This is a genomic window from Streptomyces sp. NPDC039424 (assembly GCF_055639495.1).
On sequence record NZ_JBVKAI010000012.1, the window covers coordinates 208,009 to 230,619 of the forward strand.

Below are 22,611 nucleotides of genomic sequence, written 5' to 3' on the forward strand. Positions count from 1 at the left end.
CCATGACGATCACGGAGGGTCACAGGGTGGGGAAGCACCGAGCGGGCTGGCGGCCGGACAAGCTCCGCGAGCAACGCGAGGCTCACGGACTGACCTTGGAGAAGGCCGGTGAGCGCCTCCGTCAGGTCGCTGAGCAGGCCAAACTCAAGGGCATCCCCGCCGCAAATCCGCAGACTCTCTGGCAGCACGAGCAGGGCGAGGTCTATCCCGGCCCCCACTACCGACGCGCTTACTGCCTCCTGTACCGGGCCACCGAGCCAGACCTGGGCTTCCGCACTGCCCTGCCTGGCGAGGAGACGTCCTTCAAGCTCACCCCGATGGACGACCGTCTCAACGGCTCGCATGTCTTGGCGGTTGAGCGAGCCATTCACCGCATCGCGCCGGGCTCCGACGAAGCCGACCACTTCGACCTGCAGCAGCGGATCATCGACGCGTGGAAGCGCCGACACACCGGCGGTGACCCCCACCGTCCCGTACTGATCTTGGTCGGTGGTTTCGCAGGCAGTGGTAAGACCGAGCTCGCCCGCTTCTTCGTCCAGCTCACCGGCTGGCCGCTACTCGACAAGGACCCGCTCACCCGCCCGCTCGTGGAACGCCTCCTGGTCGCGCTGGGCGGCGACGCGAACGACCGGCACACCGAGCTCTACCGCGAGAAGGTCCGGCCCGTGGAGTACGACTGCCTGATGCAGTCGGCCATGGCCAACATCAAGTGCGGCATCTCAACGGTGTTGACCGCGCCGTTCATCTCCGAAATAACTGACCCGGACTGGATGCAGCGCCTAACCAACCGTGCAGGCTCGATGGGTGTCGACGTCTTCCCGGTGTGGGTTCGCTGCGACGAAGAGTCGATGCGCGAGTACATCGGATTCCGCTCAGCGGCCCGGGATGCGTGGAAGCTCCAGCGGTGGGACGAGTACATGGCCACGATCGACCTCGACCTGCGCCCGGCGGTGCCCCACCTGGTCGTCGACAACCGGCTGGGGACCGCGGTGACGCTCGCGGACCAGGCCCGGCAGGCGATGGGGGTGATGTACGCGTGACGGAGAAGCAGGGCGTGATCCTCTACGGCCCCCCGGCCTCGGGTAAGGACACCGTCACCGCCGCGCTCAGCGAACTCGACTCCAGGTACGCGCAGTTCGCGCGGCTCAAGGTCGGAACGGGCAAGGCCGCCGGCTACCGGATGGGCACAGCGGAGCAGCTGCGCGAGCTGGAAGCCGCGGGTGACGTCGTCTACGCGAACGCCCGGTACGGCAACACGTACGCGATCGACCGGCCCGGCGTCGACGCCGCGTTCGCGGCCGGTGTGCCCGTGGTGCACCTCGGGCAGGTCGACGGCATCCGAGCGCTGATCGACGGCTACCCGGCCGACTGGTCGGCGGTGCTGCTCTGGTGCCCGCGCGAGGTCACCGAGCAGCGGTCGGCGGGGCGCGGCGACAGCGATACTGCGGCACGCCTGGCGGCGTGGGACGCGACCAGCGAGGACCTGGTCGTGCACCCGAGCATGGTCTGGGACCTGACCGTGGACACCACGGCGTCGGCTCCGCAAGACGCGGCGCGGCTCATCGACCAGTTGCTGGCGCAGCGGGCGGGAGCGGCGACGGCATGAGCGCAGGCTACGGCTGGGCGAGTCGGTCCAGGGCGTCGGTGAGCGTGAGTTCGTCGTCGTCCTTGGCGTCGTTCCACCGTGCCAGCGTGGACGCGGCCGCGCGCAGCATCTCCGGCGGAAGGCCGGCGGCCGCGAGTGCGTCGGCAGCTTCCTCCAGCTCCGGGCCCCAGCGCCAAGCGCGGGCCGCAGTCTTAGCGACGTACTGCGGCTCCGACAGATACGAGTCGGTGCGCTTCGAGGCGACCTCGATGAGCTCCTGGTCGACGCCGTGCTCACGAGCCATGCCGACAGCGAGCGCCACCAGCACGCGGCTGGTCTTCTGGAAAGAGGCGTACGCCAGCTTCAGCGCGGATGCCTTTCCGATTTCCGTGCCCAGCACCGCCGTTCGGACGGCGGTGCCCGCGAACAGCGCCTCGATGCGCTCGGTCGTGTCGGCCGGCCCGGACAGGTACAAGGTCGGAGCCTTGCTGCCGACCGGCGGGGAGCCGACGACACCGCCGTCCACAACGGTTGTGCCGTGTTCATGCAACGCGGCGATCCGCCGCACCCGCTCAGGGCTGATTGCGTTCGCCTCCAAGTACACCCCGGCGAAACGGTGCCCGGCGACGTCGCGGGCCAGGTCCTCGGCCGCGGCCGGCGGGCAGAGACTGATGACGATGTCGCTGCGGTCGAGCAGCTCGGCCAGCGTGGCCACGGGCGTCAGCCCGAACTGGGCGGCGCGCGTCGCGGACGCAGGGCTGCGCCCAGCTTCGCACCACAGGACCTCGGCCGAGTTGGTTGCGGCGCAGGCGGCGACGGCGGCGCCCATGCTGCCGGGGTGGAGGATGCCGACGGTCGGCTGGTCCACTGTGCTACTCCGTCTCTGCCAGCAGGATGGTGATGGCGTCGGTGATGTCATCGACGACGTGGTGCGCGGCGGGGAGCCCGTCGGGCCAGGGGCGTCCTCGCAGCCAGATAGTGCGCAGGCCGGCCTGGTGGCCGCCGCCGATATCTCCGGTTGGGTTGTCGCCGACCATCCAGCCGCCGTCCGCGAGGCTGACGCCGCACCGGGTGGCCCCGAGTTCGAAGAGGCGCCGGTCCGGCTTGCGGATCTCCAGGTCGCCCGAGGCGGCGACGCCGTCGACCAGGGAGGCGAGGCCGGTTCCGGCGAGTTTGGCGCGCTGGATGTCGCCGGCCCCGTTGGTGATGACGCCGATCGTCCACGCGGCCGCGCGCAGGCGGGCCAGGCCCTCGAGGACCTCGGGGCGGCAGGTGACGGCGGCCGCCATGAGGTCGACGTACTCCTGCCACAGGTCCGCGGCCGACGCTTCCAATCCGAAGGCTTCGCGCAGCCGGGCGAAGTCGCCGGCGGTCGCGCGGTCGGCCAGCTCGGTGCGCAGCCACTGTTCGGCATCTGGGGAGAGTGCCCGGGAGCGGCACAGGCAGGTCAACGCGTCGCTGAGCGCCGACTGCCGGTCGGCCAGCGTGCCGTCCAGGTCGAAGAGGGCAAGGCGCATGCCGTTGACCTTAGCTTGGCGGTCTTCGTGCAACATGCGCTCAACTCCTCTGCCAACAGTCAAGATTTATGTATAGTTTCGGATCACGTGAGGAGAGGGGGATCAGTGTCTGAGCTACTCGATGCGGTCGACGCTCTGCTCGTGCGACCAGACGCCATGCCACCGCCGGAGATTCGTGCACGGCTGCGTAAGGCTGACGGGCTCACCCAGGAAGAGGTCGCCGCTGTCTTCGGTGTCACGCGGGTCGCGTTCAACAGGTGGGAGGTCGGGGCGGCAAAGCCGCGTCGTCGTCACCTGGAGGCGTACGTCCGTCTGCTGAGAGGGTGGGCTGCCAAGCATCCCGCCGCAGCCGACGGTTTCGAGTTCGCGGAGGCCAGTTGATCATGTGCAGCCCAATCCACCCCCCGTAAACGCGAAGCGGCCCCTGTCGCCACAACAGGAGCCGCTTCCAAGTCCGACTCGCTCGCCTGATCAAAAGCTTCGAGTCGTGAGCAGCGAGGTGACCTCGTCTGCCCGGTGATGCCCGTGGGCCATAAGCCCGCGTGGTCACCTATACCCAGAGTATGCGCAAGAGATTGCGCAACGCCACTACTCCGGGGTTCTACTAGGTCACATGCGCTGGTCACGGCTCCCCTATCTGGGGAGATGACCCACTTGCACAGCAAGTACATCCCAGTCACTCGGGATGCGTCCACGATCGACTTCGTACGGATCGGACTCGGGGAAGCGAAGCGCCCCGCCACCTGGACCGTCATGCCTGGCGGTTCCGACGGCAGGACAGTCCAGCTTCCGTGGGCCGACGGGCTGCTGACGGGATCGTCCCGGATGGCGGTGCCGCATGAGCACTGATGACTTCGGCTCCAGCTATCTGGAGCGTGCCTGGGAGGCGCCAGAAGAGGTCATCCTGCGGCGGGAGCTGGTGCGAACGCCTGGCCTCCAGCCGGAGGACCTGGGGGTCCTCGCCGAGCTCCTGCTGCGGGACCCGCGCCTGCCGTCGACTATGGAAGCGATCCGGGCTGACCTTCAGGCCCGCGGCTGGAAGATGGGCAAGGACCGCTACAACGGCATCGCGAAGCGGCTAACGACCGCCGGCCACCTCGCCCGCGTTCCGGTCTTCGACGAAGTGACTCAACGCCCTACGTGGGTCACCAGGGTGTACCGGAACCCAGCGAACAACACTCAGTACATCGACCTGGGCATCACGGCAACAGAGCAGGTCAGGCCCGAAGTGCGGGAAACCCGCGATTGCCAGACCTCCGGATCGCGGAAAGCCCGCGTTTCGCCAGGTCAGAGCCGAATCGCGGAAAACTCGCAGTCCGGAGCCGAATCGAGGAAAACCCGCGATCTGGAAACCCGCGTTTCGCAAGGTCAGAGCCGAAATGCGGAAAACCCGCAGTCCCCTCCGTCCCCCCCACACCCCCCGGAGGAGGAGGATTTCTCCTCCCCCAACCCCCGCACCGACCCCTCGAGGGAGCTCCCGTCACAGAGGGAGCACCAGGAGACGAAGCGGCCGGCGGAGTTCTCAGCGGAGGAGCTTCAGGAGGCGGCTGCGTTCCTGCAGGGCATGCAGCGGTGGCAGGCAGGTGCGGCGACGGCCAGGCGCTGCGCGCCGCGGCTGCTGCGGACGATGCGTGCGCAGGGCTGGCCGGAGCTGGCGGAGATGGACGACGTGCAGCGGGCATTGCTGGAGACAGAGATCCTGAAGAACACCGGTGGTGCGGTGTCTTGGACGAAATGCCTGCCGGGGTGGGTCGACGACCTGCGGGTGTACTCCCGGGTTCGGCCCAGACCCCGCCAGGAGAAGTCCTCGGACCGGTGTCGCAAGCCCGGCCACGGCGGAGGCGCGTTCCCCGCGGGCGACTGCCCGGAGTGCGTCCGGCAGTCCCGGCCGCGCCGTGACGGCGCCTCGCGGGTTGACACGGCCGCGCTCATCAGCCTGCTGCACGGCAAGCAAGCTGAGCCCGGCCGCCCGTCCTCGTGATCTGACCTGCTCGAAAATGCTGGCGCCCGAGGCCTGGTTTGACCTCCCTGCCCCGGGCGCGACGGACCCTGAAGGAGATCCGTGACCGCCACCGTATCCACGGCCACTGCCAGCCTGCCGCGTCAATCCGAGCCGCGGGACGAGCTGGACCGCACCCCGCCGCACGACCTTGCTGCCGAGCAGTCAGTGCTGGGCGGCATGCTGCTGTCGAAGGACGCTATCGGCGAGGTGTCCGAGATCCTGACCGGCCGTGACTTCTACCGCCCGGCCCACGAGATGATCTACGCCGCCGTGCTGGACGTGTACGCGGCCGGGGAGCCCGCCGACCCGATCACGGTCGCGGCGGAACTGACCAAGCGCGGCGAGATCAGCAAGACGGGCGGGGCCTCCTACCTGCACACCCTGGTCCAGGCCGTGCCGACCGCCGCCAACGCCGAGTTCTACGCCGAGATCGTCCGCGAGCGCGCGGTGCTGCGCCGCCTGACAGAGGCCGGCACCCGCATAGCGCATCTCGGCTATGCGGGCGAGGGCGAGCTGGACGAGATCGTCAACAGCGCGCAGGCCGAGATGTTCGCTGTCACCGAGGAACGCGCGGCCAGTGAGCCGGGCAACGGCATCGCCGCGATCGTCGAGCGTGTCGTGGACAGCGTCGGCTCCCGTGCCGAGGGCGAGATCACGGGCGTGCCGACCGGCTTCATTGACCTGGACTCGCTGACCAAGGGCTGGCAGCCCGGCCAGCTCATCGTGCTCGCCGGGCGCCCGGCCATGGGCAAGTCCACCGTGGCCCTGGACTTCGTCCGCGCGGCCGCCATTCAGCACGGCCGCAGCGCGGCGGTCTTCTCCCTCGAGATGAGCGAGGACGAGATCGGCATGCGCGTGCTGTCCGCGGAGGCGCGGGTGGCCCTGCACCACCTGCGCGGCGGCACCGTTACCGACGACGACTGGGCACGCATCGGCCGGCGCTTGCCCGCGATCGGTGAGGCCCGCCTGCACGTCGACGACTCACCTGGCCTGAGCATGGCGGACATCCGCACCCGCAGCCGCCGCATCGCCAGCCGGGAGGGCCTGGACCTGATCGTGGTGGACTACCTCCAGCTCGTTACCCCCGCCAGCCGCCGCGGCTCCTCCCGGCAAGAGGACGTCGCCGCGATCTCCCGGCACCTGAAGCTACTGGCCAAGGACCTGCGCGTGCCGGTCATCGCCCTCTCGCAGCTCAACCGCGGCTCCGAACAGCGCGAGAACAAGCGGCCGGTGGTGTCCGACCTGCGCGAGTCCGGCGCGATCGAGAACGACGCGGACATGGTGATCCTGCTGCACCGCGAAGACGCCTACGAGGAAGGATCTCCCCGTTCCGGCGAGGCCGACCTGATCATCGGCAAGCACCGCAACGGACCCACCGCCACGATCACCGTGGCCTTCCAGGGCCACTACTCCCGCTTTGTGGACATGGCCCTGACCTGAACGCCCCAGCAGCCTTAGGGGGCGCCCTGGCTGCCCCGCTCGCAGCCGATCACCTGGTCCGATGTCAAAGTCTCGCCGGACCGGCTGATCGGCCGTCAGGGGGCAGTACAGCCGCTCTTGAAGGGAGTGCCTTCGGCAGGTCTGGTCGCCGACCACGCCTTGCCCAGAGCCACGGCTTTCCGCAACGCGTGCAGGGAAGACGAGCAGGAGTGGGCGGCCGCGCTGGAGGAGTCCCGCCGGACGTTCTCCCTCGCCGCGTTGTACGCGGTCGTCCAGGTCTGGCAGGCCCGTGTCGCCTCCGCCCCGGCGGTCGATTCGTTCTTCGCCTCCGGCCAGGATGAGACCGGGTTCGTGGACCTGGAGGAGATCCGGAGCAGGCGCCGGTGAGCGGACAGCAGCCGTATGCGGTCCGGCTGTCGCCGCCCGCCGCCAAGGTGCTTGCCGGACTCCCGGAGCACGCGGAGCAGATGGTCTGGGACGTCCTGGACGCCGCAGCCGGAAACCCCTGGGGCTTCCCGCAGTGGGACATCGGCGGACCCGGAGGGCGAGGACGTGCGCATCGCGTCCGTCGGCCATACGTCGGTCATCTTCTTCGCGAACCGCGCGATGCGGCACCTGTCCGTCCTGGACATCGTCTGGCTCGGATAGTGACGCGAATAGCGGTTGCTGAGTCTGAATGCCTGCTCCGTAGCGGGAACTTGGAAGGGGTGCGTACCGCGCCCCACGCTCTGCGGGATCTTTCGCCACTCGCAGCGGCTGGCGATAAAGTATGGACGATCCCACGGACATTGATAAAGAAAAGTAAAGTGGTCGAAACGCTGCAGGCCAGGAAGTGTCCTCCCCACGCCCGTGGGGGTGATCCGCTGACCATTCCGCCCTACGTCACCCTGCAGGGGTCCTCCCCACGCCCGTGGGGGTGATCCGCCCACCCAGCACCTCGACCTCGACCAGATCGAGTCCTCCCCACGCCCGTGGGGGTGATCCGGACCAGGTCCGCCTTGGCCGGCTGAAGGGCAAGTCCTCCCCACGCACCTGGGGGTGATCCGACGATCGACCAGTCCCCGGACACCTCCACCCAGTCCTCCCCACGCACGTGGGGGCGATCCGCGGATGGCATCGACGTCGACGCCGGGGCTGCGTCCTCCCCAGGCGCGTGGGGGGTGATCCGAACACCAACGCCGCGGCATGCACCGTCACTCTGTCTTCCTCACGTCTGTGAGGGTGATCCGCTGCGCAGCCGTCCCGAGGACGCCATGCCGGAGTCCTCCCCACGCCCGTGGGGGTGATTCGGACGCGATCGGTAGGGCGTTCGGCAAGATCGAGTCTTCTCCGCGCCGTGGGGGTGATCCAGACGACCCGGTCCTGAAGCGGATGCAGCTCACCTTCTCCCCACGCGCGTGGGGGTGATCCGATGACCGGTGGTGCGATCGGCCTGAACACCACGTCTTCCCCACGCCTGTGGAGGTGATTCGAACGACATCACCGACTGGCAGATGTCCACGCCGTCCTCCCCACGCACTTGGGGTGATCCGCCGGTGTGGGCGATGGCGTCGGCGGTGGCGGGCCCTCCCCACGTACGTGGGGGTGATCCGATGGCTGGCGACTTCCAAGCCGAGACGATGGTGTCCTCCCCACGCCCGTGGGGGTGATCCGTACCACCTGGGCATGCTCCGGGAGACTGGGCTGTCCTCCCCACGCGTGTGGGGGTAATTCGATCTGATGGGGAACGCCGGGCGACTGAACGCGGGCCTCCCCACGCAGGTGGGGGTGATCCGCGGATCCAGGTCCGGTTCTTCTGCATCGCCAGGCCCTCCCCACGCGAGTGAGGGTGATCCTTCGTCGAGCCAGTGCAGGACGTAGACCCCGTCGTCCTCCCCACGCACGTGGGGGTGATCCGATGACGTACAAGGACGAGCGGCTCACCGAGTTGTCTTCCTCACGCCTGTGGGGGTGATCCGAAGTGCGCCTCGATCTGCAGGGCCACGTAGCCGTCCTCCCGACGGATGTGAGGGTGATCCGAAAAAGGCCGTCATCAATGAGCTCGTCCGCGCTGTCCTCCCCACGCGTGTGGGGGTGATCCGATTCCGGTCGGTGGGTACGAGCGTATCCGTCGGTCCTCGCCACGCAGGTGAGGGTGATCCGCCGTCCTGCTGCTCGAAGGCCAAGCGGGCGATGTCCTCCCCACGCACGTGGGGGTGATCCGTACGAGATCCACGTTCACGAGGCACGGACTGAGTCCTCCCCACGCACGTGGGGGTGATCCGGCCGTGGGGCTCGTAGCGTGAGTCTTGTGGACGTCCTCCCCGCGCCCGTGGGGGTGATCCGCGGTACAAGGTCAAGAAGGCCGACATCTGGTCGTCCTGCCCACGCCCGTGGGGGTGGTCCGCTCAGCCACCTGCTTCTCGTCGCGCACGCGCTGTCTTCCCCACGCTCGTGGGGGTGCTCCGTCGGCGAATCCCAGGTGGCCAACTCCGATTCGGTCCTCCCCACGCATGTGGGGGTGATCCGTCCACCCAGAGGCGCTCGTACCCGTCCGGGCCGTCCTCCCTACGCCTGTGGGGGTGATCCGGGGACCACAGTCCGCGCCGGGCCGCCAGGCCAGTCTTCCCCATGTACGTGAGGGTGATCCGCAGTACGAACGCCGCCTGGACGAGAAGACCGCGTCATCCCCGCGCACGTGGGGGTGGTCCTGTCAGCAGGGACACGTCGTAGAGGTCGGGGTTGTCCTCCCCACGCACGTGGGGGTGATCCGATCCCGGGCCGCATCACGGCGGACGATTCGAGGTCCTCCCCACGCCCGTGGGGGTGATCTGCGGATCACGGAGAAGCTGAAGAAGACCGGCGAGTCCTCCCCACGCCCGTGGGGGTGATCCGCGAGTTGTAGTCATCTCAGACCTGCAGGTCCCGTCCTCCTCACGCACGTGGGGGTGATCTGTGCACGCTGTGGCGGGCCATGTGCGGGTCCTCCCCACGCATGTGGGGGTGATCCGAAGGGCGGCGACCCGAAGAAGCTGGCCGGCGAGTCCTCCCCACGCCTGTGGGGGTGGTCCGCTCGCTGAGAAACACCTTCACCGAGGCAAAGTCGTCTTCCCGACGCACGTGGGGGCGATCCGATGGCATGGCAACGCTGCACGGGACCGCCGCGTGCTCCCCACGTATGTGGGGGTGATCCGGTGCGCGAACTGATCGCCGCCCACCAGCAGTAGTCTTCGCCATGCCCGTGGGGGTGATCCGCAGTCTTACTACGCCGGCTCGGGCCCGATCTGGTCCTCCCCACGCACGTGGGGATGATCCGAACATCATCCGGCCCTGTGCCATGACTGCGTCTTCTCCCCACACACGTGGGGGTGATCCGTCTTCGGTTCTGGCCACGCCCGTCCAGGCGAGCTTCCCCACGCATGGGGGGATCCGTGGCTCGGCCGAACCGACGGCACGAACAACCGGTCCCTCCCCACGCCGGTGGGGGTGATCCGTCGTCAAGCCAGCGCAGGACGTAGACCCCGTCGTCCTCCCCACGCCGGTGGGGGTGATCCGTAGGGCGCATCGGCCCACAGTCGGACGTCAGAGTACTCCCCACGCACGTGGGGGTGATCTCGTCTCCTGGCAGGTGGCGTATCGCAGCTGCGGGTGGGTTGTCGTACCTGCTGGTTAGGCTCCCTTGCGGTATGCCACAAGGGAGGGGCGCGGGGTGTCTGGCGACCGGTTGGAGTGCCGTATCTGGGCCAAGAGCAAGGGTCTGCCGGGTGGGGGGCACTATCCACTGATCTGTCACCTGGTGGATACGGCTGTCATGGCGGATGTTCTGTGGGACGCGTATCTGTCGCGGGCGCAGCGCCGGTTGATCGCTCGGGCTCTGGGCGTGGACGAGGCGGCGGCCCGGCGAGTGGTGGCGTTCTGGGCGGGGTTGCATGACATCGGTAAGGCGGTGCCGTCGTGGCAGGCCGCGCGCGGTGACCTGCTGGCGGCGTTGACGGCGGATGGTTTCCCCGGCGTGGACGCTGCGGAGGCTGCGGCACTGGGCCGGCATGAGGCGTCGTCGCAGTTGCTGGTGCCCGAGCTGCTGCACGGGGTCGGCTGGTCGTTGGAGGGGCAGCGGGACCGCGTGGCCGGCGTGGTGGCGTCCATGGTGCTGGGTGGGCATCACGGCAGATTCGGTGAGCCGTGCGCTCCGCGTGCCGTGGCCGATCCCGTGGCCGCGTTTCCCGGACTGGGCAACGGCGGCTGGCGGCAGCAGCGGGAATCGATGGCCCAGGTGCTCGCAGCCGTTACCGGTGCTCCGGCCATCGCCAGGACCGGTGAGCGGATTCCGGCTGGGGTGATCACGGTGGTGTCCGGTCTGGTGGTGCTGGCTGACTGGCTGGTGTCGCAGGAAGATCACCTGGCTGCGCGGGTCGGTGGCTCGGGGAGCGTGGTGGACACGGCGGCCGTGCACGCGTGGGCGGCCGGCTCCCGCGAGCACGCGGTTCGTCTGCTCGAGGATGCCGGGCTGACCGCGCCTGAACTCCCGCAGAGTGCAGCGTCGTTCACCGAGATGTTCTCCTACCTGCCGATCCGTGCGCCGAATCAGTTGCAGGCCAGCATTGCCGAGTATCTTCCGGGCATGCTGGCTGGGGGTCCGGGGCTGCTGCTGGTCACCGCGCCCACGGGGGACGGGAAGACCGAGGCAGCCCTGTACGGGGCTGGGCTGCTGGGACGGGCGTGTGGGACGCACGGCGTGTACGTGGCCCTGCCGACGATGGCGACCACCGACCAGATGCACGGCCGGTTGAAGAGCTGGGCGGAACACAATCTTCCCAGCGCGGTCACCAGGTTGCACGGGTCGGCGTGGATGCACGACGACCAGGCCGACGACGATCCCGAGGCGCGCGTCGTCCATGGCGAGGACGGCGTGTCGACCGAGGCGACGCGCTGGCTGCGCCAGTCCAACCGGCACGGACTGCTCGCCCACGTCAACGTGGGCACCATCGACCAGGCGCTGCTGTCCGTGCTGCCGCTGCGGTACACGCAGTTGCGGCACCTGCCCCTGTCCGGGAAGACGCTGGTGATTGACGAGGCCCACTCGTACGACGCGTTCACCCACGGTCTGCTGCTGCGGCTGATCGAGTGGTGCGGGGCGTGGCAGGTGCCCGTGGTGCTTTTGTCGGCGACGCTGACCGGTGACACGGCGGCCGGGCTGGTCAACGCCTACCGGGCCGGGGCCGGACATCGGCGGCCCGCCGCCATCTCCCCTTCGTATCCGGGCTGGTCGTTCACCGACCACGCGACCGGCATCGTGCACACCCCCGCCACGCCGGTCGGCACCGATCGAGGCCGGGATCTGACCGTCAAGATGGTCACCACCCGCGGATCCCGTCACCGGCACCGCACCATCCTGGGAGAACTCGCCCCGCTCCTGCGGGACGGCGGATGCGCGGCCGTCATCTGTACGACCGTCCCGCACGCTCAGGACACCTATCGGCAGCTGGCCGCAGCACTCGGCAGCGACGTCGACATGCACCTGCTGCACGCCCGGCTGCCGGCCCACCAGCGCAAGGCCTACACCGAGTGCCTTGAGACCGCGTTCGGCCGCGTCAATAAGCCCTCCACACGGCGCCCGACACGAGGGATCGTCGTCGCCACCCAGGTCATCGAACAGTCACTCGACCTCGACCTGGACCTGATCATCAGTGACCTGGCTCCGCTCGCCCTGCTCCTGCAGCGAGCCGGCCGTGCCCACCGCCATGGCCCGGACGCCTGGCGTGAAGCCGGACTGACCCGCCCCGCATGGGCAGGCACGGACCCCACCATGACCGTCCTCACTCCCGCCGACAGCAACGGCCAACCGAACTTCGCGCCGCCGACGTGGGGCAGCGTCTACCCGCCATCGCTGCTCCAGCGCACGTGGGAACTACTCGATCGCCACCCCGGCACGATCAACATCCCCGGCGACGTCCAAAAGCTGGTGAACGCCGTCTACGACCCAGCGTTCGCCAGCACCGACCCCGACACCCTGATGGTTACCGACCGCGACCGCATCAACGACGACGCGATGTTGGATGCCCTCGCAGACCTTGCGATGATCCCGGGACCCGGCCGAGTCCACACCGGCAATCTCCACCGGTTGACAGAGTCGAATGCCGACCCGGATCTGATCACCACCAGGCTCGGCGCCAACAGCATCGCCCTGATCCCCACGTTCCACGACCTGGCCGGGGAGATCTGGCTGGATCCCGGCCACACCGTCCGCCTCCCGGTCGCCGCGCCCGGTGCCCGAGGCCGGCTCACCAAAGCCCAGATCCGCACCCTCATGAGCTACGCCGTTCTGATGCGCGCCGGATCTTGGCTCACCCAACTCACCACCGGCCAGCAAGCCCACCCGGACTGGATGGCTGAGCCCCGGCTGCGTGACCTCGTACGCCTTCCTCACTACCAGACCCCGACCGGTCACCAGCCACAGCCCATCGGCCGCCGACGACTACGGCTCGACCCCGTTCTCGGTATCGTCGACGAGGCACGCTGAGCACGACACACGGCCAAGCGGAGATGATCTGACCAGTCTGATCCCCACGCAGGTGGGGGTGGTCCGTACGGCGATGACCACCCGTACGTGATGGCCAAGTCCTCCCTACGTGTGTGGGGGTGATCCGTCTTCGCCGCGCAGCGCCCGGTAGTGATCCCCACGTGGGTGGGGCCTGCAGCAACGCCCCTCCTGCCCTGTGCGGAGGGGCGTTGTCAGTGGGGGGTTGTAGCGTGCGATTTGATGACAACGACAGATGATGAGCCGCCAACGCCATGCCGTGGCCTGGACGTTGAGGTCGATCCGTGGGTTCCGGTGACCATGGTCGACGGATCACGCGCCGTGTACGGGTTGCGGGGTCTTCTGGCCGATGCCCACCGGATCGAGTCACTGGCGGTGGGGTCGCCGCCGGCGGAGTGCGTGCTGCTGCGCCTCCTGTATGCGTTCGGGCTGCGGGTATCCGGGCTGGAGGAGATGAGCGGCCCGGACCGGTATGAGCTGCTGGAGCAGAGCCGGTTCGATCCGGGCCTGGTGGACGGGTACTTCGCCCGGTACGCGGGCCGGTTCGCCTTGTTCGATCCGGTGCGGCCGTGGATGCAGGAGCCGCGGCTGCCGTCGCAGATGGATACCGTGGTGAAGTCCGGGCGACGGGTGGGGCAGGTCGACCGGCGGACGAGTGGTATCGGCAAGCTGGTGGTCAGCAGAGCGTCGGCGTCTTCGTCAGCGTGGTTCGGCGCTTTCCATGACGGGGCGCCGGTTCCGGTGCCGGCGGCCGACGCTGTGCTGCACCTGCTGACGTGGCTGTGGTGGGGGCAGGGCGGCCCGCAAGGACCCGCGCGGACGACAGCGGGGCACAGCGGGCGGCATGCGGCGGTCGGGCCGCTGCGGGGGCTGGTGTCGTATCACCCGACGGGCCGGACCCTGTACGAAACGATCATACTCGGCATCCCCGACACCGAGCTGACCGACCCGCGCCGGGATCTCGCCCCGTGGGAGGCGGATGAGCTGCCGGACCCGGGCGGGCATCTGCCGGGTGTGGCGGGGCCGGTGTCGCTGCTGACGGGCCGCGCCCAGCATGCGCTGCTGCTGGTGCCGTCCGAGGACCGGCAGGCGGCCCAGGACGTGTATGTGGCGTGGGCGTGGCCGTCCGCGCTGCCGCCGGTGATGGACCCGTACCTGAACTGGCTGGAAGGGTCCAAGGGCCAGCAGTATCCGCAGCGGGCCAAAGTCGGTCGGGCGCTTTTCCGTGACTTGGACGGGCTGCTGCTGCACCGGCCGCCGGGCAGCGCCAGGCGCAGGCCGCTGATCATGGACGCGATTCACGATGCTCCCGTAGAGGTGCTGGATCACGTGGGGGTGGCCGCGTACGGGTTCGAGCAGGACCGGGAGCGGGCCGGTGGCGAGCGGGGCTGGTACCGGGCGGTGACGCCTGCGGTGCTGCGGCTGATTCGCGACGAGGAGACAGCGAACGCCGGCAGGCTCGCGGCGGTGCGGGAGCGTGCGGAGCTGTGTGCTGACCGGCTGGTGTGGGCGGTCGATTCGGTGTGGCAGGAGACCGCGGTTCCAGCCGGCGGGGAGCGCGCGGACCGGTCGCCGCTGGGTGAGCGGGCGCTGGCCGCGTACTGGCCGCTGGCTGAGTCGGCGTTCTGGCTGCTGCTGGAGCAGCGGGCCTGGGACAAGGCAGTGGCAGTGTTCGGGCAGCTGGCGGTCGGCGTCTACGACCAGCTGACCGGGGAGATCACCGACGGTCACGAGCCGCGGACGGTGCGGGCCATGGTCCGTCACCGGGGCAAGGTCGCCTCCACCCTGCCGAGGAAGGACACGGCCGCAACGACGGCCGCGACAGATGGGGAGGCAGTGTGAGTACGCCGGTGGATACGACGTTCAGTGGGCGGCGGCTGGCTGCTGCGGACCGGTTCGTGGAACGGATCACCGCGGCATGCCGTCGCGACGCCGGGGCGGGGCAGGCGTTGCGGTCGGCGCTGGGCCGTACCCCGGTGGAGGCGGTACGCGCGCACCGGTACGTGGCGGCCCGGCTGCCGGACGAACCGGCACCGGATCTGGAGTGGGCGCACTACACGGTGGCAGCCCTGATTGCCCAGTACGAGCCGACCGCCCGCCCCGCGAAAGACCGGCCACACCCTGCGGACACAGACGACCAGACGATGGACGGCGACGACACCGGGCAGCCCAGGACACGGCAGGAACGGCTGCGCACCGGCTGTATCGGCGCAGTTTTGGGGCGGCTGGACGCCGACGCCGCCAAAGGCAGCGACAACCCCGAAGGCCCTCGCGCGCCACGCCTGCACGCACTGATGCGAGAGGACCTGCCCGGGCTGCACGCGGCACTGCCCGGCGTGATGCGGCTGGCCTGCACGAACGGCCGCCTGCCGGACTGGGCGGTACTCCTGCACGACCTGGCCGACTGGGAACGCGACAGCCAGCGCGACGCGACAGTGCTGCGTTGGTCCAGCTCCTACTACAAGGCCCTCACCACCGGCAGCAAACCGGGCGCCGGCGACAAGAACGAGAGCGAGAACTGACCATGGTGTTCCTGTGCCTGCACGCGGTGCAGACCATCCCGTACTCCAACCTGAACCGCGACGACCTCGGCGCACCGAAGACGCTGACCTTCGGCGGCTCCACCAGGATCAGACTGTCGTCGCAGGCCCTCGGGCGCCCGCTGCGCGATTACGTCGAGGACACCACTGGCATCCACGCGGTCCGCACCCGGCGGATCGGCCAGCAGGTCACCGCGCAGCTACGCGAGCGCGGCTGGAGCGAGGAGCTCGCCGCGGCCGCCGGTCAGCTGGTGCTGGACGCGACCGGCTTCAAGCTCGACAAGAACGGCACGAAAAGCCTGCTGTTCGTGCCGTCGGCGACGGCCGCGCAGATCGCAGACCTGTGCGTCGAACACCAGGACGCCATCGAAGAGACCCTGGCCAAGGGCAAGACCGACAAGAAGCTGATCAGCACCCTCGGTACCGGCGTGCGGGAGCTGATCGGTCGCCGCAACGGATCGATCGCCCTGTTCGGGCGGATGCTGTCCGAACTGCCCGGAGCCGGAGTCGATGCGAGCCGCCAGATGGCCCACGGGTTCACCACCCACACCGCCCGCAGGCAGCCCGACTTCTTTGTGGCGGTCGACGACGTCACCCACGACAGCGAGGAGACGGGCAGCGGACACATGAACCACCACGAGTTCATGTCGGGAGTGTTCTACCGGTACGCGGTCCTGGACCTGCCCGAGCTGCTTGCCGAAGACGGCCTGGACGGTGACACCGACACCGCCCGTTCCCTCGTCGACGCGTTCGTGGCCGGCTTCATCCGCGTACTGCCCCAGGCCAAGAAGAACGTCACCGCCCCGCATACCATCCCTGACCTGGTCCACATGTCGGTGCGTACCGACCAGCCGATCAACTATGCCGGAGCGTTCGAGAAGCCGGTGGCAGCCGAGCAGGGCGGCGGCTGGGCCCGCCCGTCCCGGACCGCACTCGACCGGTACGCCACGGCGATCAACCGCCTGATGGGCGCCGACAACGTCACGTTCTCCGGCTACGCATCGATCGCCGACGACGAGAAGCTGACCGGCCTCGGCCACCAGCTCGACTCCTACAAGGCTCTGTCCCAGGGCGCGGTCGACGCCCTGTTCAAAGCCCACACCACCGCCCTCTAGGGGAGCTCCCGCCCACAACGTGGAGCCGATCCGCCGACAAGCCGCGACCCCGGACCACTTGGTGCGGTCATCCCCACGCCCGTGGGGGCCCATCCTCGAAGGAGCCTTCTTGCCTGGCATCTTGATGCACCTCTCCGGACCGTTGCAGTCCTTCGGAGAGCACAGCAATTTCACCGACCGCGATACCCACGTCCGGCCCACCAGGTCCGCGTTGATCGGAATGCTGGCAGCCGCCCAGGGCCGCCGCCGCGACGCGGACCTGTCCGACCTACGCACCCTGCGCTTCACGATCCGCACCGACCGGTCCGGGGTGAGGACGGTGGACTTCCACACCGTGGGCGGGGGCCTGCCCAAGGACCGGTCCGTGCCGTCCGCCAACGGTGACCGTAAGGGCGAAGGTAAGGCAACGGTCGTCACGCATCGCCACTACCTGGCCGACGCCGCGTTCACCATCGCGGTCGATGGCGACCCCACCTTGATCAACACCGTCACCACGACGCTACAGGCCCCCCGCTGGCCCCTTTACCTGGGACGCCGGGCCTGTCCTCCTGCCGGTCCCTTGCTGATCGCCACCGGCCTGGAAGACGCCGCTGCCGCACTGGCGTCGTTTCCGCTGCACCGGCGCCGCCCTGCCGGCACGAACACGGTCACGGTCGACATCGCCCACGACCAGCCGCCCACCAACGGGCACCCAGCACGGCACCGGCTGCGGGATGACCCCGAGTCGTTCGACGACTACCACCGCAGCTGGAACGTCCGCACCGAGTACGTCACCACCCTCACCCTGCCCGCCGACCTCTGCGCCGGCCTCGGCACCGACTGGATCAACGCCCTCGCTACCGCCCAGGGACTGGAGGCCACCGCATGACCACTGCCACAGCGCCAACCACCACGGGCACAGCCTGGCTGACCCAGCTCCGCCTCAACACCCGCAACCGGGCAGTCCTCACGGACCTCGGTGACGCAAACGCCATGCACCGCACCCTGATGCGGCTACTCCCTGACGACCTCGGCGAAAGTCCCCGCGCCCAAGGTCGTCTGCTCTACCGCGTGGAGGAGTCGGACACCGGGATCACCGCTCTGGTGCAGACCGGTGCCCGACCGCTCACCAACCGGATAGACCCTAACTACGCCCACACTGTCACCAAGGACCTCAGCCCCCTCCTGGACCGGCTCACCGTCGGGCGGCCGGTCCAGTACCGAATCGCCGCCAACCCAGTCGTCCAGTACGGCACCCTCACGGACCGGAAGAAGGCCCAGGAGCGATTGGGCCTGGACCGGCTACCCGCCGCCCGCCGTGTCCTGTCCGGCAACGCCGCAGACGACTGGTGGCACACCCGCGCCGCCCGCAACGGCCTGGACGTTCACACCATTGTTCGGAACAGCAGCACGTCCAATGACGTCACCCGTCCAAGCGGCACCGGCCGTACCAGGCACCGGCACGCCATCACCGTGTTCGAAGGAGACGCCACGATCACAGACCCTGAAGCACTACGCGTCGCTATCCTCACCGGCATCGGACGCGCACGCGCCTTCGGTGCCGGCCTCCTCAGCCTTGCTCCCGCGTAACGCAGTAGTCGGGCGTGGCCTGTTTGAGGCTGTCACACCTGAGCCGAATGACGAGAAGGACTTTGTTCGTTGCGCGGGTCGGCAGTTTCTTGGCATGCCAAGCCGACCGATCGACGGAATCCGCTGGCGAGTCTGAGCGCGTGTTCTTTAATGGGCTCTGTTGAAGGGGTAGGTACCGCGTCCGACAGCCTGCGGGATCCTCCCCCACTAGCAGCGGCTGGCACTAAGGTATGCACCATTGACAAAGAAAAAGCATAGCGGTCGCAACGCTGCAGGTCAGAAAGTGTCCTCCCCACGCATGTGGCGGTGATCCGCTGCTGGTGCCGCCCGCACTGCCAGCGATCGCGTACTCCCCAGGCATGTGGGGGTGATCCGCCGATGCCCCAGCAGGTCTTACCGATGCCGAGGTCCTCCCCACGCATGTGGGGGTGATCCGAACATTCCGGTGGGGTTCAGGACCGCCGATCCCGGCGCTCCAGCGTGCAGGGCGACGTCCTGGGCGATGCGCTACTGGAGCGGACCAACCGGATCCATGACCTGGAAGTCCGCCTGTCACAGCTGGAGGCGGACTGGAAAGCCGAGCGCGGCCGCGCGGACGAACTCGCTGCCGCGCACCCCAACGTCTCCCAGCTCCTCGAGGAGCGCGATCTGCTCCAGCAGCAGGTCACCAGGCTGGGGGCAGAACTGCGGAACATGCAGGACGAGAAAGCCGCCGCCGAAGAACGCTGTAGCCTGCTCGAACGGCAACTCGAAACGCTGGAAAGCCCCAAGGCGTTGCCTGCCGGGCCGGACATAGCCATGCCGAAGATCCTGGTACCGCGGTACTCGGCACGCTGGACCAGGAGCTGGTCACCGTGTCATCTGGGCGAGAGGCACTGAAAGCCCTGCTGGACCATGACGACTTCGCCGTCATCATCATGGACGTACAGATGCCCGAGATGGACGGCTATGAGACAGCTGCCCAGATCAAGCGCCGTCACCGCAACCGGGACGTCTCGATCATCTGTAACCCACTTCGTCGACCACGATCAGCGGGATCCGTCCCAGCCGGGTCAACTCGTCGCTCAGACGCCCTGCTTGATGGGCCTCGGCGAGACGGATGACCCACTGGGCGGCGGTGCCGAAGGCGATCCGGTGGCCGGCCTGACAGGCCCGGATGCCGAGCCCGGTGGCGAGGTGGGTCTTGCCGGTGCCGGGCGGCCCCAGGAAGATCACATTCTCCTTTCCGGCGACGAAGTCCAGCGTCCCCAGATGAGCGATGACCTCGCGTTTCACGGACCGCTGGTGGTCGAAGTCGAAGTCCTCCAGCGATTTGCGGGAGGGGAATCGGGCCGCCCGGATGCGTCCCTCGGCGCCGTGGGAGTCGCGGGCGGACGGCACCATCAGCGCGCGCACCCGCAGCGCGTGCGGAGAAGAAGGTCACCGAGCAGCTGGTCAACGCGTTCAAGAAGGTGTCGGGCAAGGAGCACATCCTCTTCAAGCTCGCCGAGGCGTCGATCGGCGAGCCGGAGGGCACGGTCCGCGAGGTCGTCTATCCGGCGGTGTCGGGCGGTGAGCAGACGCTGCGGGAGCTGGTGTACGAGTTCAAGACCCGTGGCCCGGTCTGCCGGCGCACAGTGCAGACGACGCTGAAGGCGTCGTACACCAACCACTACCGGCGCGGGCTGATCAAGCTGCTGGACGTGCTGGAGTTCCGTTCGTCCAACCACACGCACCGGCCGGTGATCGAGGCGCTGGCGCTGGTGGCCCGGTACGCGGCGGCGGGCAACACCACGTACTACCCGCTGGGCGAGACCGTGCCCGTGCACAAGGCGATGGGCGGGGACTGGGCCGAGGTCGTCCACCGCACCGACAAACGCGGCCGGCGCCGGGTGGTGCGGATGGTCTACGAGGTCGTTGCCTTCCAGGCCCTGCGCGACCAGCTCAAGTGCAAGGAGATCTGGGTGGTCGGCGCCGACAAGTGGCGCAACCCTGACGAGGATCTGCCCCAGGACTTCGCTGAGCGGCGTGAGGAGAACTACCGCGAGCTGCGCAAGCCGCTGGACGCGGCCGACTTCATCAACGAGCTGCGCGAGCAGATGACCACCGAACTGACGCTGCTGAACGATGGGATGCCGCGCTTGAGCTGGCTGGACATCGCCGAGCGGAAGTCCGGGGCGGTCCGGCTGACCCCGGCCGAGGCCCAGCCCGAGCCGCGCAACCTGCGCAGGATCAAGAGCGAGGTACAGCACCGGTGGGGCATCGTGCCGCTCATCGACATGCTCAAAGAGGCCGTCCTGCGCACCGGCTGCCTGGACGCGGTCACCTCGGTCTCCGGCGGCGGCTCCCTCTCGACGGAGGTCCTGGCCGAGCGGCTGCTGCTGGTGATCTACGCCTACGGCACGAACACCGGGATCAAGGCCGTCGCCTCTGGCGGCCACGGCCACACCGAGGACGAACTGCGCTACGTCCGGCGCCGGTACCTGTCCGCGGAGGCCGCCCGTGCCATCGCCATCCAGATAGCGAACGCCACCTTCGCCGCCCGCAGCACCGAGCTGTGGGGCCAGGGCTCGACCGCGGTCGCCTCCGACTCCACCCACGTGCGGGCCTACGACCAGAACCTGTTCACCGAGTGGCACTCGCGCTACGGCGGCCGAGGGGTGCTCATCTACTAGCACGTGGAGAAGAAGTCCCTGGCCATCCACTCCCAGCTGATCAACTGCACCGCCTCCGAGGTCGCCGCGATGGTCGAGGGCGCGATGCGGCACGGCACCACCATGGACGTCGAGGCCAACTACACGGACAGTCATGGCTAGTCGGAAATCGGGTTCGGCATCACGCGGCTGCTGAACTTCGACCTGCTGCCGCGTCAAGCGGATCAACAAGGTGAAGCTGTACCGGCCGGTGGCCGGCGAGCCGGACGCCTACCCGCGGCTGACCCCGGCGCTGACCCGCCCGATCCGCTGGGAACTCATCGCCCAGCAGTACGATCAGATGATCAAGTACGCGACCGCGATCCGCACGCGGACCGCGTCGACCGAGGCGATCCTACGCCGCTTCACCCGCAACGCCTCCCATCCCACCTACGCGGCGATGCTGGAAGTGGGCCGTGCGCAGAAGACCATCTTTGTGGCCCGTTACCTGCGGCTTCGGGATCTTCAGCGGGAGATCGAGGAGGGCCTGAACGTGATGGAGTCCTCCAACGGCGCCAACTCCGTGATCGCCTACGGCAAGGGCGGGGAGATCGCCTCGAACCGGCGCGACGAGCAGGAGATGTTCGTCCTGTGCCTGCGAATCTTGCAGTCGGCCCTGGTCTTCGTGAACACCCTGATGCTCCAGGACATCCTCGGCGAACCGGAATGGACGGACCTCCTCACCCCCGCCGACCGGCGCGGCCTGACCCCGCTGTTCTGGTCCCACGTCCGCCCGTACGGAGAGGTCAACCTCGACATGGACAGCCGCCTGGAGCTTGCGGCTGGTGTGCCCGGACCTCGCACACCGGCGGACGACGTCGCACACGCAGTTCCAGAGAGACGGTGAGTCGAGCCATTTCTGCCGACGCCGAATTGCGAGTGAGGGCAGCGCCCAGCACGTCTACGCCGAAGGGCGGGGTGCTCACCGCGACACCGTGCGGAACCGAGAGCGCTTCGGAAGCGTGATATCTCAACGACGCTACGTGACGCTATTTGCAGCGCTAACGTGCCAGTAGGCCGATCAGGGGGTAGGGGATGCTGGAGCACGCTTTGGTGGTGCTGGCGGAGGCGGGCGGTACGGCGGTCGTGCAGGCTGCCGGGACTGACATGTGGACGGGGCTGCGGCAGGCCATGGCGCGCTGGTTCGGCCGAGGGGACAGCCAGCGCGAGCAGGCGGAGCTGGAAAGGCTGGACCAGACGGCGGGTGAGCTGGATGTCGCAAGGACGACCGTGACCGAGCGTGTGCGTATCCGTCAGGAAGCAACGTGGCAGGCACGCATCGAGTCCCTGCTGGAAAGTCTGGACGCTAGCGAGCGCGCTCAGGCTGCCGAGGACTTGCGTGTCCTGCTGGCCCAGCACACGGGCCAAGGGCCAGTCTCGGCAGGTCAGGGCGGATTGGCCGTCGGCGGCTCGGTGAACATACACGCCGATGGGGGTTCAGTCGGGGCTGGAGTCTTGCACGGGGGCGTTCACATCGACCGCCCTCAGGTGCCGGATCCGTCCCAGGGCTGAACGGACCGGCTACCCCCAGCCCGCCCTGGACGGCGTCGGCCGGTCTGGCCGCTCACGCCAAGGATGGCAGCGTCGCCATCGGATATGTCGCCAACGTTGCTTACCATGCGGCACCCCGATCTGCGGTCATCTGGCCACGCCA

Annotated in this window: 17 protein-coding genes, 2 pseudogenes and 1 CRISPR repeat array; of the genes and pseudogenes, 16 read left to right on the forward strand and 3 right to left on the reverse strand. The window is 68.6% G+C overall.

Translation table 11 applies throughout. The annotated features are described in order from the left end of the window. Positions 1–2: 2 nt before the first annotated feature. Positions 3–1,040 (forward strand): AAA family ATPase, encoded by a 1,038-nt coding sequence (locus ACZ7L0_RS27720; protein WP_471245280.1) that lies wholly within the window; start codon positions 3–5, stop codon positions 1,038–1,040. Beyond that, complete coding sequence (locus ACZ7L0_RS27725; protein WP_471245281.1) at positions 1,037–1,606, forward strand: phosphotransferase-like protein; 570 nt, start codon at positions 1,037–1,039, stop codon at positions 1,604–1,606. Before ACZ7L0_RS27720 ends, ACZ7L0_RS27725 begins: the two co-directional genes overlap by 4 nt. A 7-nt stretch (positions 1,607–1,613) precedes the next feature. Here ACZ7L0_RS27725 and ACZ7L0_RS27730 read toward each other — a convergent pair whose 3' ends face one another. After that, complete coding sequence (locus tag ACZ7L0_RS27730) at positions 1,614–2,453, reverse strand: NAD(P)-dependent oxidoreductase (protein ID WP_471245282.1); 840 nt, start codon at positions 2,451–2,453, stop codon at positions 1,614–1,616. A gap of 4 nt (positions 2,454–2,457) precedes the next feature. Continuing rightward, positions 2,458–3,102, reverse strand: coding sequence for an HAD family hydrolase (locus ACZ7L0_RS27735; protein ID WP_471245341.1), 645 nt, complete (start codon positions 3,100–3,102; stop codon positions 2,458–2,460). Between the two features lie 105 nt (positions 3,103–3,207). Here ACZ7L0_RS27735 and ACZ7L0_RS27740 point away from each other — a divergent pair, with 105 nt between their 5' ends. From ACZ7L0_RS27740 to ACZ7L0_RS27790, 11 genes and pseudogenes are all read left to right on the forward strand, one after another. Continuing rightward, positions 3,208–3,483, forward strand: coding sequence for a helix-turn-helix domain-containing protein (locus tag ACZ7L0_RS27740; RefSeq protein ID WP_467794632.1), 276 nt, complete (start codon positions 3,208–3,210; stop codon positions 3,481–3,483). Positions 3,484–3,940: 457 nt separating this feature from the next. Beyond that, the gene (locus ACZ7L0_RS27745) at positions 3,941–5,083 is read left to right on the forward strand and encodes a hypothetical protein (RefSeq protein ID WP_471245283.1); all 1,143 of its coding nucleotides are present in this window, start codon (positions 3,941–3,943) and stop codon (positions 5,081–5,083) included. A 114-nt stretch (positions 5,084–5,197) separates the two neighbouring features. After that, positions 5,198–6,544: a replicative DNA helicase gene (gene dnaB / locus ACZ7L0_RS27750; protein ID WP_471245342.1), complete on the forward strand. Its 1,347-nt coding sequence runs from the start codon at positions 5,198–5,200 to the stop codon at positions 6,542–6,544. Positions 6,545–6,670: 126 nt separating this feature from the next. Next, positions 6,671–6,931, forward strand: coding sequence for a DUF6247 family protein (locus ACZ7L0_RS27755; protein ID WP_471245284.1), 261 nt, complete (start codon positions 6,671–6,673; stop codon positions 6,929–6,931). 449 nt (positions 6,932–7,380) lie between these two features. After that, a CRISPR array of direct repeats spans positions 7,381–7,653; the repeat unit is 28 nt. Between the two features lie 2,579 nt (positions 7,654–10,232). Further along, entirely contained in the window at positions 10,233–13,043 is a 2,811-nt protein-coding gene (gene cas3 / locus ACZ7L0_RS27760; protein ID WP_471245285.1) for a CRISPR-associated helicase Cas3', read from the forward strand. A 240-nt stretch (positions 13,044–13,283) separates the two neighbouring features. After that, a complete protein-coding gene (gene casA / locus ACZ7L0_RS27765; protein WP_471245286.1) occupies positions 13,284–14,903 on the forward strand; it encodes a type I-E CRISPR-associated protein Cse1/CasA in 1,620 nt (539 codons plus the stop codon). Further along, on the forward strand, positions 14,900–15,583 hold the full coding sequence (casB, locus tag ACZ7L0_RS27770; protein ID WP_471245287.1) for a type I-E CRISPR-associated protein Cse2/CasB: 684 nt from the start codon (positions 14,900–14,902) through the stop codon (positions 15,581–15,583). The genes casA and casB overlap by 4 nt, the downstream gene beginning before the upstream one ends. A 2-nt stretch (positions 15,584–15,585) precedes the next feature. Further along, the gene (gene cas7e / locus ACZ7L0_RS27775) at positions 15,586–16,716 is read left to right on the forward strand and encodes a type I-E CRISPR-associated protein Cas7/Cse4/CasC (protein ID WP_471245288.1); all 1,131 of its coding nucleotides are present in this window, start codon (positions 15,586–15,588) and stop codon (positions 16,714–16,716) included. Between the two features lie 109 nt (positions 16,717–16,825). After that, positions 16,826–17,584: a type I-E CRISPR-associated protein Cas5/CasD gene (gene cas5e / locus ACZ7L0_RS27780; RefSeq protein WP_471245289.1), complete on the forward strand. Its 759-nt coding sequence runs from the start codon at positions 16,826–16,828 to the stop codon at positions 17,582–17,584. Continuing rightward, positions 17,581–18,285, forward strand: coding sequence for a type I-E CRISPR-associated protein Cas6/Cse3/CasE (cas6e, locus tag ACZ7L0_RS27785; protein ID WP_471245290.1), 705 nt, complete (start codon positions 17,581–17,583; stop codon positions 18,283–18,285). The genes cas5e and cas6e overlap by 4 nt, the downstream gene beginning before the upstream one ends. Before the next feature lie 456 nt (positions 18,286–18,741). After that, a pseudogene (locus ACZ7L0_RS27790) lies at positions 18,742–19,289 on the forward strand (response regulator); the annotation flags it as partial. Here the strand turns inward: ACZ7L0_RS27790 and ACZ7L0_RS27795 are convergent. After that, a complete protein-coding gene (locus ACZ7L0_RS27795) occupies positions 19,285–19,668 on the reverse strand; it encodes an ATP-binding protein (RefSeq protein ID WP_471245343.1) in 384 nt (127 codons plus the stop codon). The pseudogene ACZ7L0_RS27790 and the gene ACZ7L0_RS27795 sit on opposite strands and share 5 nt — an antisense overlap. Positions 19,669–20,165: 497 nt before the next feature. On the opposite strand from ACZ7L0_RS27795, the pseudogene ACZ7L0_RS27800 reads away from it, so the two are divergent. The 3 genes and pseudogenes from ACZ7L0_RS27800 to ACZ7L0_RS27810 all read left to right on the forward strand — a co-directional run bounded on the left by ACZ7L0_RS27800 (position 20,166) and on the right by ACZ7L0_RS27810 (position 22,469). Then, positions 20,166–21,080: pseudogene (locus tag ACZ7L0_RS27800) on the forward strand (Tn3 family transposase). A 70-nt stretch (positions 21,081–21,150) separates the two neighbouring features. After that, positions 21,151–21,804 (forward strand): Tn3 family transposase, encoded by a 654-nt coding sequence (locus ACZ7L0_RS27805; protein WP_471245291.1) that lies wholly within the window; start codon positions 21,151–21,153, stop codon positions 21,802–21,804. 188 nt (positions 21,805–21,992) lie between these two features. Beyond that, the gene (locus ACZ7L0_RS27810) at positions 21,993–22,469 is read left to right on the forward strand and encodes a hypothetical protein (protein ID WP_471245292.1); all 477 of its coding nucleotides are present in this window, start codon (positions 21,993–21,995) and stop codon (positions 22,467–22,469) included. The last annotated feature ends 142 nt before the right edge of the window (positions 22,470–22,611 follow it).

Coding starts and splice junctions, on each gene's coding strand:
- ACZ7L0_RS27720 (WP_471245280.1), top strand. CDS start 3: ATGACGATCACGGAGGGTCACAGGGTGGGGAAGCACCGAGCGGGCTGG.
- ACZ7L0_RS27735 (WP_471245341.1), bottom strand. CDS start 3,102: ATGCGCCTTGCCCTCTTCGACCTGGACGGCACGCTGGCCGACCGGCAG.
- ACZ7L0_RS27745 (WP_471245283.1), top strand. CDS start 3,941: ATGAGCACTGATGACTTCGGCTCCAGCTATCTGGAGCGTGCCTGGGAG.
- casA (WP_471245286.1), top strand. CDS start 13,284: ATGACAACGACAGATGATGAGCCGCCAACGCCATGCCGTGGCCTGGAC.
- cas7e (WP_471245288.1), top strand. CDS start 15,586: ATGGTGTTCCTGTGCCTGCACGCGGTGCAGACCATCCCGTACTCCAAC.
- cas6e (WP_471245290.1), top strand. CDS start 17,581: ATGACCACTGCCACAGCGCCAACCACCACGGGCACAGCCTGGCTGACC.
- ACZ7L0_RS27795 (WP_471245343.1), bottom strand. CDS start 19,668: ATGGTGCCGTCCGCCCGCGACTCCCACGGCGCCGAGGGACGCATCCGG.
- ACZ7L0_RS27810 (WP_471245292.1), top strand. CDS start 21,993: ATGCTGGAGCACGCTTTGGTGGTGCTGGCGGAGGCGGGCGGTACGGCG.